The organism is Streptomyces sp. AC512_CC834, assembly GCF_019049325.1.
Taxonomy (GTDB): domain Bacteria; phylum Actinomycetota; class Actinomycetes; order Streptomycetales; family Streptomycetaceae; genus Streptomyces.
This window is the reverse complement of record NZ_JAGMUO010000097.1, coordinates 150,935-165,697: the sequence shown is the minus strand read 5'-3', so window position 1 is coordinate 165,697 and position 14,763 is coordinate 150,935. Positions and strand designations below refer to the sequence as shown.

Below are 14,763 nucleotides of genomic sequence, written 5' to 3'. Positions count from 1 at the left end.
CCGGGCGCCCCTCACCCCGAACAGGAAGCAACCATGCCTGCAGAGACCACCGAAACCCCGGTCACCGCGTTCATGCTCGTCAAGACCACACCCGAGTGGCTCGCCATGACCGTGGAGGAGCGGGTGCACGCCTTCACCACCGAGGTCGTCCCCGCCGTCAAGGCCAGGACCACCGGCGTCCGGTCACGCTTTTACGACACGGAGTTCTACTCCGCCCGCGTCACCGACGTCTGGGTCTGGGAGGCGGACGACCACCACGCCTACCAGCTCCTCGTCGACGCCCTGCGTGAAACGCCCTTCTGGGACCGGTACTTCGAGGTCGTCGACCTCCTCGTCGGCACCGAGAACGGCTACGCCCGCACCTACGGCGTCGACGCGGTCACCACCATCTCCACCTGACATCACGTCACGGCCGGGGCTGCGCGTCCGGCTCCCAGTACGTGCCGTACTTCCGGGCCAGCGTGGTCGCCTCGGCCGGCGTGAGGTGGCGCACCGGCCGGTCTCCCAGGAGCAGGTACAGCGCGGAGGCCTCCTCCACCTCGATCGCGGCCTCGGTGGCCCCGCGCAGGGAGGTGCCCGCGACGACCGGGCCGTGGTTCTGCAGGAGCGCGGCACGGCAGGGAACGGCGAGCAGCTCCAGGTCCGAGGCCTGGCCGGGGTCGCCGGGCGGGGCGTAGGGGAGCATCGGTATCTGACCGACCCGCATGACGAAGTACGGCGTCAGCGGAGGCAGCGCGCTGCGCTCGGACCAGGGGGCGCGGCAAGAGGCCGCGGCGGCGTGCCGGGAGTGCAGGTGGACGACGGCGCGGGTGGCGCGCTCCCGTCGGTAGAAGGCCAGGTGGAGGGGGTACTCCTTGGACGGCGCCGGTCCGTCCAGGTGGCCGCCGTCGAGGTCGAGCACCGACAGGTTCCGGGGGTCGAGTGCGGCCAGGTCGGTGCCGGTCGGGGTGACCAGGACGCGGTCGCCGTCGCGGGCGCTGATGTTGCCCGAGGAGCCGGGGCTCAGCCCGAGCCCGGCCAGGTGGGCCGCCGCCTCGACGAGTTCGTGTGCGAGGGCGGTCATACGAGCTGCTCCCATGCCTGCGTGAAGATGTCGGTGCCGCCGAAGTTCCCCGACTTCAGGGCGAGATCGATCGTGTGCGCCGTCCCGGTGGGGCACACCCCGGTGCGGGCCCAGGCGACACCCGGGGCGATGGGCGCCCCGATGGCGAGCGTGCGGGCGCGCAGCGCCGTGACGACGGCGCCCGACGTCTCCCCGCCGGCCACCAGCAGCCGTCGCGCTCCGGCGTCCACCAGGGCCGTCGCGCAGGCGGCGAGGGCTCTCTCCACGAGCGACGCGGGTGGCTCCGCGGCGGGCGGGGTGTCGGTCTCGACGTCCTCCGGAGTGGCGACGGCGTAGATCAGGGGCGGCCGGGCGGAGTCGGCCGCCCACCGCTCGCGCACGAACGCGGTCAGGTCGGCCACGGCGGCGTCGAAGTCGGCGCGGAGCCGGCCCAGTTCGAGCCGCCGGTGCGGCAGCCGGCCCAGCGCATGGGCGACCTGCGCCCGTGTCGCGGCGGACGCGCTGCCCGCGAGGACCACACCGGGGTCCTGAGGGCGCGACGCGGGCCGGGCGCGGGCCTGGTCCGGATGCGGCCCGGTCAGTCCCACGGCGAGCCCGGCGGCGCCGGTCACCAGCCCGAAGTCCTCCGTGGCGGCGGCGACGGTCCGCAGGTCCTCGTCGTCGACGGCGTCCACCACCGTGAGCGCGTCGGCGTGGGCGTCTTCGTCCAGGGCGGCGCGCAGAGCGGCCGTGCCGGACCGGACGGTGTCCAGGCCGATGCGGGTGACGGGGTGGTCCGTCTGCGGCCGCAGCAGCCGGTCGACGCGGGAGTCCAGCATCGGGGTGAGCGGGTGGTGGCGCATGGGGCTCTCGTCGAGCAGGTCGTCGTGGACGAAGAGCCGCCCCCGGTACACCGTGCGCCCGGTCGCCGGGAAGGAGGGGACCACCACCGTGCGCCGCTCGCCGGTCTGAGCCAGCAGCGCGTCCGTGACCGGCCCGATGTTGCCGCGGGGCGTGGAGTCGAACGTCGAGCAGTACTTGAAGTAGAAGCGCCGGCAGCCGATCGCGCGCAGGGCCCGCAGCGCCCGGCGCGCATCCTCCACCGCCTCCGGCACGGGAGCGGTCCTGGACTTGAGGGCCACCACGACCGCGTCCACGTCCACCCACTGGTCCGGCGCTGGGGCGACCGCGTCGGCGCCGACCGTGACCACGGTCCGGAAACCTCGGGCGACCAGCATCGTCGCAAGATCGGTCGCGCCGGTGAAGTCGTCTGCGATGGCCCCGAGGGTCGGCATCAAGTGCTCCTGCGTTGGTGTCCGGGTTCCTGGTGCGCCCGAAGGCCACCCGTGATGATCTGTGAAATTATGTTACCAGACTTTACGTGGATGGGATCTGGTGATACATGTTGTTCATTCGCTGCTTCTAGAACGCGCGTCCCACAGCACACCGTCGCCCCGTCGACCGCGCGAGAAGCCCTGTCACCACCTTTGTCGCCACCTTTGTCACGACCTTGCGCGCTCATCCAGGAGGGCCTCATGAACCTGCATCACTTGTTCGCCGACAGCGGCGGCCGGACGGTGCGGTACGCGCTGACCGGGGCCGGCGGCGGATTCGCGCGCACCCTCCTGGCCCAGAGCCGACGCCTGCCCGGCCTCGTCCCGGCCGTCCTGTGCGACCGCGACCTGCCCAGGCTGCGCGCCATGCTGCACGAACTGGGTTACGACGCCACGCTGCCGGCCGAGTGCCACGATGCCACCGCCGTCGCGGACACCGTCGCGCGGGGCGGCATCGCCCTCGTCGCCGACGCGGCCCTGCTGACCGCGGCACCCTGGGACATCCTGGTGGAGGCGACCGGCAGCCCGGCGGACGGCCTCGCCATGGCCGAAGCGGCCCTCACCGCCGACCGGCACGTCGCGATGGTCAGCAAGGAGGTCGACTCCGTCGCCGGACTCCACCTCGCCGACCTCGCCGCCGCCCGCGACCTCGTCTGCACCACCGCCGACGGCGATCAGCCCGCCAACCTCATCGGCCTGGTGACCTGGGCGGAATTGCTCGGCCTCGACATCGTGGCGATCGGCAAGTCCACCGAGTACGACCTCGTGTTCGACCCCGAGACCGGCACCGTGACGCAACTGAACACCACGGTGCCCGCACCGGCGCTCTCCGGGCTGCTCGGACTCGGCGACGACGTGCGCGCCACCCTCGACGCCCGCGCCGCGGCCGTGGCCGACCTGCCCACCGGCGCCACCGCCGACTACTGCGAGATGGCCGTCGTCGCCAACAACACGGGCTTTCGCCCGGACACGGAACGCCTGCACTACCCCGTCGCCCGCGTCGCCGAGCTAGCCGACGTCTACCGCCCCCGCGAGGAGGGCGGCCTGCTGACCCGCGACGGGGTCGTGGACGTCTTCAGCGCCCTGCGCCTGCCCGGCGAGGCGTCCTTCGCCGGCGGCGTCTTCGTGGTCGTGCGCACCGACGACCCGGTCACCTGGGAGACGCTGCGCGAGAAGGGCCACGTCCTCAGCAAGGACGGCCGGTACGCCGCGATCTACCTGCCCTACCACCTGATGGGCGTCGAGACCCCGGTCAGCCTGCTGTCCGCGGTGCTGCACCGCCGACCCTCCGGCGGCACCGACCCCCGCTCGTACGCCGTACTCGCCGGCCGCGCCCGCACGGACCTGCCCGCCGGGACCGTCCTCGCCATGGGCGGCCACCACCACGACGTCACCGGCGTCCAGGCCGTCCTGCTGCGCGGCGAGGACGCACCGGACGACATCGCCCCGCTCTACCTCGCCGCCCACGCCACGCTCGCCCGGCCGGTGCCCGCCGGTGAGCCGATCCGCGTGGCCGACCTCGCCGACCCGGACCCGGGCCTGCTGCGCGCCTGGCGGTCCGGCCGCGCCTCGCGCGGCTGCCCGGACGGTACGGAAGGAAACACCGCCGCATGAGCACCGACCTCCAGCACCTCCTCCTCGGGGCCGCGGCCGTCGTCGTGCTCGTCCTGCTGATCACCAAGACCAAACTGCACCCCTTCCTCGCGCTCGCCCTCTCCGCCCTCGGGCTCGGTGTCGCGTCCGGCATCGCCCCGGTGCGTGCCGTCGAGGCCTTCCAGGACGGCTTCGGAGACACCCTGGGCGGCAGCGGCCCCACCATCGGCCTCGGCACCCTGCTGGGCGGCATCCTCCTCGGCTCCGGCGGCGCCGACCGCATCGCCACCGTGTTCATCGGCTCCCGGCCCGTGAAGTGGATCCCGGCGGCCATCACCGCCGCGGCGCTGCTGATCGGCATGCCGCACCTGTTCGACGTCAGCTTCGTCATGCTGGTGCCGCTGGTGTACACCGTCGCCAAGCGCAGCGACACGCACCTGCTGTGGGTGGGCCTGCCGATGGCCGCCGGTCTGTACGTGTCGCACGGCCTGCTGCCGCCCCACCCCTCGCCGACCCTGGCCGTCTCCGCGTACGGCGCCAACACCGGCCTCACCATCCTGTGGGGCCTGGTCATCGGCATCCCGATGGCCGTGCTCACCGGCCCGGTGCTGACCAGGTTCATCAGCCGCTGGTTCGGTCCCGCGCCCGACCTCGACCGCGGTCCGGTCCAGTCCGTCTCCACGGAGCCCGAACACCGGCGCAAGCCGGCCTCCTTCACCCTCGCGCTCATCACCGTGCTGCTCCCGCCGGGCCTCATGCTCCTCGGCACCCTGGGCACCGCCAACACGGCCGGGGGCACGCTGCCCCACCAGTTCTTCGACGCCTGCAACTCCTCCGTGCTGTCCCTGCTGGCGGCCGTGATCTTCGCCTTCTTCGCCCTCGGCGTACGCTCCGGCTTCGGCCTCGGACAACTGCAGAAGATGGCGTCCAAGGGACTCGCACCGGTCGGCGCGATCATCCTGATCCTGGGCGCCGGCGGCGGCTTCAAGGCGATGCTGACGGAGACCGGCATCGACCAGCTCATCTCCGACTACGCCGTGGACTGGGCGATACCCCCGCTGCTCCTCGGCTGGCTGGTCGCCGCCCTGCTGCGGATCTGCCTCGGCTCGGCGACCGTCGCCACCGCCGCGGCGACCGCCATCGTCGCGCCCCTGCTCAGCGCCTCGCCCGGCACCTCGCCCGAACTGATGGTGCTGGCCACCGCCTCGGGAGCGGTGATGCTCTCGCACGTCAACGACTCCGGATTCTGGCTGTTCAAGGAGTACTTCCAACTGTCGGTGGCGCAGACCTTCCGCACCTGGACCCTGATGCTGTCCCTCCAGTCACTGCTCAGCCTCGGCGGCGTGATGCTGCTCAGCACCGTCGTGCACGGCTGAGAACACCTGCCGGTGACGGACCCGGACCGGACCCCGACCGGACCCGGACCGTCACTGGCATGATCATCGGCTAACGTCATCACGGTCGAAGGGAGACCAGACCATGACCTCGGACGGCGAGCACCCTCCGCTGATCCCCGACCAGCGCCGCGAACAGTTGCTGAAACACCTGCGGCGCGACGGCGTGCTCAGCGTCCAGCAGATCACCCGGCTGCTCGGCGTCTCCCACATGACCGTGCGACGCGACATCGCCGAACTCGAACGAGGCGGCCTGGTGTTCTCCGTCCCCGGCGGCGTCCGTATCGCCAGCACCATCAGCAGCGAGCCGGGCTTCCTCGACAAGTCGGAGGTCGAGCAGCCGCAGAAGCGGGCGATGGCCGCCGAGGCCGCCCACCTTGTCCAGGACGGGATGACCGTCTACCTGGACGCGGGCACCACCCTGCTCGCCATGGCCCCCGCACTCGCCCGGCTGCCCCACCTCACCGTGGTCACCAACGACTTCACCACCATCGGCCGGCTGATGGACGCCGAGAGCCTGGAACTGGTGCACGTCGGCGGCCGTGTCGACGTCTCCAACCGCTCCAGCGTGGGCCGCCTCGCCGCGGACACCCTGCGACAACTCGCCCTGGACGTCGCCTTCATCAGCACGAGTTCCTGGGACCTGCTCCGGGGCACGACCACTCCCTCGGAGTCCAAGGTGGACGTCAAACAGGCCGCCATGGCCTCGGCCGCGCACTCCGTCCTGGTGGCCGGCTCGTCCAAGTACGGCACCTTCGGCCGCTACCGCGTGGCGCCGCTGACCGCCTTCGACACCATCGTCACGGACACCGACCTGACCGACGCCGCCGCCGAGGGCATCCGGGCCGGCGGTTCCTCGCTCGTCCTGGCCAAGCCCTGACCTTCGGCAAGCCCTGACCCGCGGCAACAAAAAAGGCAGGAGGAACACTTTCCTCTTGCCACTAACAACCTATAGCGCATGGGGGGCCTTGCGGCAAGGGCCCGTTCGTGGCGCAGAATCGTCGACCTCGCCCGCCGCGCCACGTGCGGCGGGCGGCCCGACCTGACGATTTCGCTCCATGGGGGACTCATGATCGACGTACTCGTCGTCGGCGGCGGACCGACCGGTCTGATGCTGGCCGGCGAACTGCGGCTGCACGGCGTACAGGTGCTCGTGCTGGACAAGGAGCCCGAACCGACGCGGGTGGTGCGCTCACTGGGCCTGCACGTGCGCAGCATCGAGGTGATGGATCAGCGGGGTCTGCTGGAGCGCTTCCTCGAACACGGCCGGCGGTACCCGGTCGGCGGCTCCTTCGCCGCCATCGACAAGCCCGCGCCGAACACGCTGGACACCGCACACGGCTACGTCCTCGGCATCCCGCAGCCCGTCACCGACCGCCTGCTGGCCGAGCGCGCCGCCGAACTCGGCGCCGAGGTCGCCCGCGGTCGCGAACTTGTCGGGCTGAACCAGGACGAACACGGGGTGACCGCGGAACTCGCCGACGGCACGCGACTGCGCTCCCGCTACCTCGTCGGCTGCGACGGCGGGCGCAGCACGGTGCGCGGACTGCTCGGCGTCGGCTTCCCCGGGGACCCCTCGAGCACCGAGACGCTGATCGGCGAGATGAGCGTGACCGCGGAGCCGGAGACGGTGGCCGAGCGCGTGGCCGAGGTCCGCCGGGCCCAGAAGCGGTTCGGCCTCGGACCCGTCGGGGACGGGGTGTACCGCGTGGTCGCCCCCGCCGAGGGCGTCGCCGAGGACCGGTCGGTCCCACCGACCCTGGAAGAGTTCAAGCGGCGGCTGCGCCAGTGCGCGGGCACCGACTTCGGCGTGCACTCACCGCGCTGGCTGTCCCGTTTCGGCGACGCCACCCGGCTGGCCGAGCGCTACCGGACCGGCCGGGTACTGCTCGCCGGCGACGCGGCGCACGTCCACCCGCCGGTCGGCGGGCAGGGCCTCAACCTCGGCATCCAGGACGCCTTCAACCTCGGCTGGAAACTGGCCGCCGAGGTGAACGGCTGGGCGCCCGAGGGACTGCTGGACAGCTACCACACCGAACGGCACCCGGTGGCCGCCGGCGTGCTGGACAACACCCGCGCACAGATGGAACTGCTGTCCACCGAGCCGGGCCCTCGGGCGGTGCGCCGGCTGCTGTCGGAACTGATGCGGTTCGAGGAGGTCAGCCGCCACCTGACCGAGAAGATCACGGCGCTCGACGTCCACTACGACTTCGGCACGGGAGGCGCGGGAGGCACGGGAGACGCAGGAGACGCGGCACACGAGCTGCTCGGCCGCAGGATGCGGGACGTCGAGCTGAAGCGGGGGCGCCTCTACGGCCGGATGCACTCCGGCCGCGGGCTCCTGCTGGACCGTACCGGCCGGCTGTCGGTGACGGGCTGGTCGGACCGGGTCGATCATGTCGTCGACGACGGTGAGAAACTGACGGTGCCCGCGATGCTGCTGAGGCCGGACGGTCATGTGGCATGGGTCGGTGACGACCAGCAGGACCTGTTCGACCGGTTGCCCCGGTGGTTCGGCGCCGCCACCGACTGACCACCCCGGTCACGGGCCGCCCGACCCCGCATCCCCACCGGAGAACCCGGAGAACCCGGAGACCCCCCATGAACCACGTCGCGGACCCCAACCGCTACGACGGCACCATGCACTACCGCCGCACCGGGCGCTCGGGGCTCGACCTGCCCGCGCTGTCCCTGGGCTACTGGCACAACTTCGGCGACGACAAGCCGTTCGAGAGCCAGCGACAGATCGCCCTGCGCGCCTTCGACCTCGGCATCACCCACCACGACCTGGCCAACAACTACGGCCCGCCCTACGGATCAGCCGAGATCAACTTCGGCCGGATCATGCGGCAGGACCTGGCCCCCCACCGGGACGAGCTGGTGGTCTCCACCAAGGCCGGATGGGACATGTGGCCCGGCCCCTACGGCCAGGGCGGCGGCTCCCGCAAGTACATGCTCGCCTCCCTCGACCAGTCCCTGAAGCGCACGGGCCTGGACTACGTCGACATCTTCTACTCCCACCGCCTGGACGCCTCCACCCCGCTGGAGGAGACCATGACGGCCCTGGACACGGCGGTGCGGCAGGGCAAGGCCCTCTACGTCGGCATCTCCTCCTACGACGCCGAACGCTCCCGGCAGGCGGCCGCGATCCTGCGCGACCTGGGCACCCCGCTGCTCATCCACCAGCCGTCGTACAACATGCTCAACCGGTGGATCGAGACCGAGGGCCTGCTCGACGCCGCGGCCGAAGACGGCTTCGGTGTCATCGGGTTCACCGCGCTCGCCCAGGGGCTGCTCACCGGCCGTTACCTCGACGGCATCCCCGAGGGGTCCCGTGCCACTCAGGGCAAGTCCTTCGAGACCGGCTGGCTGAGCGAGGACACCCTCGCGCGTCTGCGTGCGCTGAACGACATCGCCGCCCGCCGTGGCCAGACCCTGGCCCAGATGGCGCTCGCCTGGGCCCTGCGCGACCCACGCGTCACCTCGCTGGTGATCGGCGCCTCCCGCACCGAGCAGCTCGAGCAGAACGTGGCCGCCCTGGACAACCTCTCCTTCGGCGACGACGAGCTGGCCGAGATCGACAAGCACGCCGCCGTCGACGGCAACGTAGACCTGTGGCGGGAGGCTCGCACCGGCGACCTCGGCTGAAGCGCCCCGCCATGCGGAGGGGGCGGTCAGGACCGGGGTTCGCCGGTGATGCGGAGCAGCCGGGGAGGCCCGGGGGCGGGTTCGGGCAGCCGCAAGGGCTCCAGCCCCGGGGTGATGCTGCCGAGGAGTGACGCCCGGCGCGCACCCGTGCCCGAAGGGATCGTGCCCGGCAGTCCGTTGACGGTCAGGAAACCCAGCAGGGCGAAGGCAAGGGCCTCCTTGGCGTCGGACGGCAGCCCGAGCGCGTCGCTCGGGCCGAGGGGCACCCCGGGCAGCTCATCGGCGATCATGCCCATCAGTACGGGGTTGTGCGCGCCGCCGCCGGAGACGACGAGCCGCGTGACCCCGTGCGCGCGGCAGGCGTCGGCCACCGTGACGGCGGTGAGCCGGGCCAGCGTCGCCAGGACGTCGTCGGGCTCCGGAACGGGCGCCGCGGCGAGTGCCTCCAGCAGGTACGGCAGGTGGAACCGTTCCTTGCCGGTGCTCTTCGGGGCCGGCCCGCGGTAGTAGGGGTCGTCCAGCAGCACCCGCAGCAGCGCCGGATCGACCCGGCCCGCCCCCGCCCGGCGTCCGCCCTCGTCGTACTCGGCGGCGCCGGCCGTGAAGTGCCGTACGGCGGCGTCCATCAGGGCGTTGGCCGGCCCGGTGTCGAAGGCCAGCGGCTCCGTTCCCGGGGCGAGGACGGTGACGTTGGCGATGCCGCCCAGGTTGAGGGCCGCGGGAACGCCGGGCAGCGCGGCCATGGCCAGGGCGTCCGTCATGGCCACCAGCGGCGCACCCTGACCGCCGGCCGCGACGTCCCTGCCGCGCAGGTCGGAGACGACGGGCAGACCGGTCGCCTCGGCGATCCAGGCGGGTTGGCCGAGCTGGAGGGTGCCGCGGACGGCGCCGTCCTCGACCCAGTGGTACATGGTCTGTCCGTGGGAGACCACCAGATCGGCGCTGCCGTCGCACAGCTCGCGCACGGCACGCACCGCCACGTCGGCGAACACCCGGCCGATGCCGGTGTCCAGCTCGGCCACGGTCCGCAACGTCGTGGCCGACGGCGGCAGGCTCCCCGCGATCAGGTCACGCAGGTGGTCGGGATAGCAGGCGGAGAGATGCCCGAGAGGACGCATCACCAGGACCTCGCCCCGGAGTACGAGGTCCGCGGCGGCCGCCTCGACGGCGTCGTAGGACGTGCCTGACATCAGGCCGATCACACGCACGGTGTCCTCCTGCGAGGTCTGAGCGGGGACGGGGATGTGCGGGGACGGGGATGTGCCGGGCGGGCGGGCTCGTCGGCGCGCGACGCGGCGCCCGCCCCCCCCGGCTGCCTGACCTGATCAGTTCCGGTCGGCCGTCGCCGTCAGCCGGTCGGGCCCGGCGCCCGGCTCCTCGTCCTGCGCGGCGCCCCCGCCGGCCGCCGGGTCCCGGTGGAACAGACTCAGCACACCGCCCACCAGCAGGGTGATCAGTACGCCGATGGGCACGAGCCACTGGGCCGCGATCGCCTGGGACGTCGTGGTCCCGCCCGTGGTGACGTCGATCTTCACCACGCGCACGATGTACGTCATCACCCCGATGGTGACGAGGAAGGCGACGACCGCGTCGACCTCGCCCGCCCGCTCGACGAGCCGCCCCAGGAGGAACGCGCCGAGCAGTGCGCCGTAGGTGTAGCCCGCGATGGTCAGTCCGGTCAGATACACGTTGCCCGTGCTCGCGCTGAACGCGCAGGCGAAGACGGCCATGAACGTCGCCCACACCAGCGTCATCCAGCGGGCGAGCCTCAGCATCGCCTCCTCGGACGGTGCACTGCGGAAGAAGCTGTGGATGATGTCGGCGACCGTCGAGTTCGACATGGAGTTCAGCGCCGAGGACAGCGACCCCATCGCGGCGCCCAGGATGCCGGCCACGAGCAGACCCGAGACGACGACGGGCAGCCCGTGCAGGATGAACTCGGGGTAGAGGTTGTCCGAACTGGACAGCCCCAGCTCCGAGAAGGACTTGCCCTCGTTGTACGACCACAGCAGCGCGCCGACGAGCGAGAAGGCGGCGAACTGGATGGTGACGAAGACACCCGAGGCGATCATGGCCTTCTGGCCCTCGCGCAGCGTCCGGGTGGCCAGCACACGCTGGACGATAAGCTGGTCGGAGCCGTGCGAGGCCATGGCGAAGATGGCGCCGCCGATGATGGCCGTGGGCAGGGCGAACGGGCTGGTGAGGATGTGGGCGAGGCCGAAGTCGGTGTCGAAGAGCGTGAACCGCCCGGCGTCCAGGGCACGTGCGTAGCCGTCCCCTCCGACGTGCGCGGACAGCACCGCGACGGCGAGGACCGCGCCGCCGAGGTAGAGGACCATCTGGATGGCGTCGGTCCAGATGACCGCCTTGATGCCGCCCAGGTAGGTGTAGACCACGGTGATCAGCGTGATGACGATGATGATCACGCGGTAGCTCGCGTGCACACCGAACTCGTCGAGCAGCAGCTTGATGGGGATGGCCGAGGCGAACAGCCGGACGCCCTCGGCCATGAGCCGGGTGAAGACGAAGGTCACCGAGGCGAGGCCCTGCAACTTCAGCCCGAACCGGTCGCCCAGGTACTGGTAGGCGCTGACGAACCCGCCGCGCTTGTAGAGGGGGATCAGTACGGTGGCCACGACGACACGTCCGATGACGTAGCCCAGGGCGAGTTCGACGTTTCCGAAGCCCTGGCCGCTGTAGGCGCCGCCGGGGACGCTGATCACGGTGAGCACGCTGGTCTCGGTGGCGACGACGGAGAAGGACACGGTCCACCACGGCATGTGGCCTTCACCGACGAAGTAGTCCTTCGCCGACTTCTGCCGGCCGGCCTTCCGCAGGCCGATCCAGGCGATCCCGATCAGATAGACCACGATCACCACGAGGTCGAGCTGGCGCACGCTTGCTCCCAGGGTCCGGGGCCGGCAGAGCGGCGCGCAACCCGTCGGCGCCGATGCCGACCGCGACCGCTCCGGCAATCGGTCCTCTCAAGATCTACCGCCACTATTGCCACTACCGCCACCAGTGAAGTCATACGGCTTGCCCTGTGCCACCGGGCAAGCCGCGATGTCGTGGAGCCGTGCCGACGCCGCCACCAACCGGGACTGGACCGGCGCCCTCGCCGATCACGCTCACGTTCACTCGGCCTCCGTCCGGTTGGCCAGGACGCGCCGCCGGGCCTGGTCCACCGCGCGCGTCAGCGCCGCGATGTCATAGGCACCGTGGTGGCGCCGGCCGTTGATGAAGAAGGTCGGCGTGCCCGACACCCCGCTCAGGTCCGCGGAGTCCACGTCCTCGGCGACCCTGCGGGCGCCGCGGTGCTGGTCGAGGTCCCCGCGGAACATGTCCACGTCCAGGCCCAGCTCCTGGGCGTGCCGCGACAGATCCCGCTCGCTCAGCTCGTCCTGCCGTTCCAGGAGCAGGTCGTGCATGGCCCAGAACGCTCCCTGACGCGCTGCCGCCTCCGACGCCTCCGCCGCGAACTGGGCGTTCGGGTGTACGTCCGCCAGCGGCAGATGCCGCCACACGTAGCGGACATCGGTCTCACTGCCCAGCAGATCGCGGACCACGGCCTCGGCCCGACCGCAGTACGGGCACTCGAAGTCGCCGTACTCCACCAGGGTCACCGCGGCGTCCTCGGGACCGCGCACCCGGTCGTGGCGCTCGTCGACGGCCACCGCCAGATCCGTCAGCGGATCGGAACTGCCCAGCAGGGCCCGCGCCCTCCGCGCCGCCGGCAGGAGCCCGATCACGCCGGAGACCGCCCAGCTCGCCGCGAACGAGCCGAGCAGGGTGGCGAGGATGCCGATGCGGGCCTGGTCGAGTTCCTCGCCCTCGAACGCGAGAGCGGCGATCAGCAGCGACACCGTGAAGGCGGCCCCGGCGATCGCTCCGGCGGTGGTGACCGAACCCCAGCCCACATTGGGCCGCAGCCGCCCGCCCGACAGCACCTGCGAGCCCGCCATGGAACCCACGATCCCCACGATCTTGCCCGCCACACAGCCGCACAGGATGCCCAGCGTGATCGGCGAGGTGAACGCGTCGGCAAGGCGCGCGCCGCTCAGCTCGATCCCGGCGTTCGCCAGCGCGAACAACGGCACGATACCGAAGCTCACCCACGGCAGGAACCTCTGCTCCAGCCGTTCGTTCGGCGAGATCGCCGAGGCCAGCCCCCGAGCCGCAGAACGCTGCAACTCCGGCGTCGGCTGCTCCCGGAACCGCCTGAAGAGACGGCTCGCGCGCTCCAGGTCCCCACGCGGCGCCGGGTACGCGAGGACCAGGGCCCCGACGGCCAGACCCGTCACGACCGGATCGACGCCCGCCTCGTGCAGTGCCCCCCACACCACCACCGACAGCACCGCGCAGTACCCGCCGCCGCGCACCCCCACCCACCGCAGTACGGCGATGACCAGCAGCGCGCCCAGGGCGACGAGCAGGGCGGGCACATGGACTTCGTCGCTGTAGAACACGGCGATGACGAGCAGCGCCACGAGATCGTCGACGACCGAGATCGACAGCATGAACGCTCGCAAGGAGGCCGGCAGCCGGGAACGGAAGACGGCCAGGATGCCCAGCGCGAAGGCGGTGTCGGTCGACATGGCCGTGCCCCAGCCGTGCACCGAGTCGTGCCCCGCGTTGATCAGGACGTAGATCAACGCCGGAACGACCATGCTGCCGAGGCCGGCCACCACGCTGAGCAGCACCCAGCGCCGGTCCCGCAGTTCCCCCATGTCGAACTCGCGCCGGGCCTCCAGGCCGACCACGAAGAAGAACAGACTCATCAGCCCCGAGTTGACCCACTCGTGCAGGTCCAGCGACAGATGGTGGGCGTCGAAACCGATCGTGAAGCGCGCCCCCCACACGGCCTCGTAGGAGTGGAGGTCGATGTTGGCCCACAGCAGCGCCACGACCACGGCCGCCAGCAGCAGAGCGGCGCTGCCCGTCTCCGTCTGTACGAAGGACCGCCAGCGCGTGTCGCCCCGGGTCGACATGCCCTGCCCGGTCCCGCACGACTCACCATCGCTCACACGGGCGATTATCACCGCACGCGGCCCGGACCGCCCCGGAGGACGGTCCGGATGCGCCGCGTGGCCCGTCACCCCTCGCGCAGGCTCGTCACCAGGTCGCGCGGCAGACCGTGGGTGTCGTGAAGGTAGTGGAAGTCCTCCTCGCCCAGCGGGCCCCGGAAGCGGGGCCGGGAGAGCACCTTCCGGCCGCGTTCCAGGAGCCGGCCGAACCGGTGTCGGGATCCCCTTCCTGCCGGAAGTGGTCCAACGTGTGGCCGACCAATTCGTCGGGCAGGTCCCCGAGCCCCCGGGAGGGATCGTCCCGCCACAGCACGGTGAGCACCCGTCGTACCAGGCGCCGCAGCACACAGCCCCGGCCGGTGTCGACGTTGCGCCGCGGCAGCGGCACGAGGCGGCCGTCGTCGAGTCGGCGATGGCGCATCATCACGTGGTTCCACACCTCCACCCACCGGTCGTCGCGGGTCGGCGTGGACCGTGGCGGGGTGAGGTGCCGAGCATCTCGAAGACCGTCAGATGCATGCCGGAGGTGGTGAACAGCACGGGGTCGCCGGGCGGTGGCAGCGGCGTCGAGCCGGTGATCCGGCGATGACCGTGTTCCTCGTAGTACTCGACGAACGTCCGGGCGACGTGCTCGGTGTTCATGGGGTGACTCCTTCGCGTCGAGGCGGGAGAGGCACCGGACGACGGAACCGTGCGGTCCTCGTACCGAGGCGAAGGCGACAGAGCGC

At 71.7% G+C, this 14,763-nt stretch carries 11 protein-coding genes and 1 pseudogene; 6 read left to right on the top strand and 6 right to left on the bottom strand.

All coding sequences use genetic code 11. From position 1 onward, the window contains the following. Positions 1-33 precede the first annotated feature (33 nt). On the top strand, positions 34-399 hold the full coding sequence (locus KUM40_RS28260; protein WP_217169017.1) for a darcynin family protein: 366 nt from the start codon (positions 34-36) through the stop codon (positions 397-399). 7 nt (positions 400-406) lie between these two features. Here KUM40_RS28260 and KUM40_RS28255 read toward each other — a convergent pair whose 3' ends face one another. Together KUM40_RS28255 and otnK are read right to left on the bottom strand one after the other, a co-directional pair. After that, entirely contained in the window at positions 407-1,063 is a 657-nt protein-coding gene (locus tag KUM40_RS28255) for a class II aldolase/adducin family protein (protein ID WP_217169016.1), read from the bottom strand. Then, complete coding sequence (otnK, locus tag KUM40_RS28250; RefSeq protein WP_217169015.1) at positions 1,060-2,337, bottom strand: 3-oxo-tetronate kinase; 1,278 nt, start codon at positions 2,335-2,337, stop codon at positions 1,060-1,062. Before otnK ends, KUM40_RS28255 begins: the two co-directional genes overlap by 4 nt. 240 nt (positions 2,338-2,577) lie before the next feature. Here otnK and KUM40_RS28245 point away from each other — a divergent pair, with 240 nt between their 5' ends. The 5 genes from KUM40_RS28245 to mgrA all read left to right on the top strand — a co-directional run bounded on the left by KUM40_RS28245 (position 2,578) and on the right by mgrA (position 9,011). Then, positions 2,578-3,990, top strand: a complete 1,413-nt coding sequence (locus KUM40_RS28245) for a homoserine dehydrogenase (protein WP_217169014.1) — start codon at positions 2,578-2,580, stop codon at positions 3,988-3,990. Further along, positions 3,987-5,345, top strand: a complete 1,359-nt coding sequence (locus KUM40_RS28240) for a gluconate:H+ symporter (protein ID WP_217169013.1) — start codon at positions 3,987-3,989, stop codon at positions 5,343-5,345. The genes KUM40_RS28245 and KUM40_RS28240 overlap by 4 nt, the downstream gene beginning before the upstream one ends. 103 nt (positions 5,346-5,448) lie before the next feature. Continuing rightward, positions 5,449-6,243, top strand: coding sequence for a DeoR/GlpR family DNA-binding transcription regulator (locus KUM40_RS28235; protein WP_217169012.1), 795 nt, complete (start codon positions 5,449-5,451; stop codon positions 6,241-6,243). A 189-nt stretch (positions 6,244-6,432) separates the two neighbouring features. Beyond that, a complete protein-coding gene (rox, locus tag KUM40_RS28230; protein ID WP_217169011.1) occupies positions 6,433-7,896 on the top strand; it encodes a rifampin monooxygenase in 1,464 nt (487 codons plus the stop codon). Positions 7,897-7,964: 68 nt separating this feature from the next. Then, a complete protein-coding gene (gene mgrA / locus KUM40_RS28225; protein WP_217169010.1) occupies positions 7,965-9,011 on the top strand; it encodes an L-glyceraldehyde 3-phosphate reductase in 1,047 nt (348 codons plus the stop codon). 26 nt (positions 9,012-9,037) lie between these two features. Here the strand turns inward: mgrA and KUM40_RS28220 are convergent, their stop codons facing one another. From KUM40_RS28220 to KUM40_RS28205, 4 genes and pseudogenes are all read right to left on the bottom strand, one after another. Continuing rightward, positions 9,038-10,219, bottom strand: a complete 1,182-nt coding sequence (locus KUM40_RS28220) for an anhydro-N-acetylmuramic acid kinase (RefSeq protein ID WP_217169009.1) — start codon at positions 10,217-10,219, stop codon at positions 9,038-9,040. A gap of 117 nt (positions 10,220-10,336) precedes the next feature. Further along, positions 10,337-11,908 (bottom strand): sodium:solute symporter, encoded by a 1,572-nt coding sequence (locus KUM40_RS28215; protein ID WP_217169008.1) that lies wholly within the window; start codon positions 11,906-11,908, stop codon positions 10,337-10,339. Positions 11,909-12,145: 237 nt separating this feature from the next. Continuing rightward, complete coding sequence (gene nhaA / locus KUM40_RS28210; RefSeq protein ID WP_217169792.1) at positions 12,146-13,999, bottom strand: Na+/H+ antiporter NhaA; 1,854 nt, start codon at positions 13,997-13,999, stop codon at positions 12,146-12,148. 104 nt (positions 14,000-14,103) lie between these two features. Continuing rightward, a pseudogene (locus KUM40_RS28205) lies at positions 14,104-14,677 on the bottom strand (hypothetical protein). Positions 14,678-14,763: the final 86 nt, after the last annotated feature.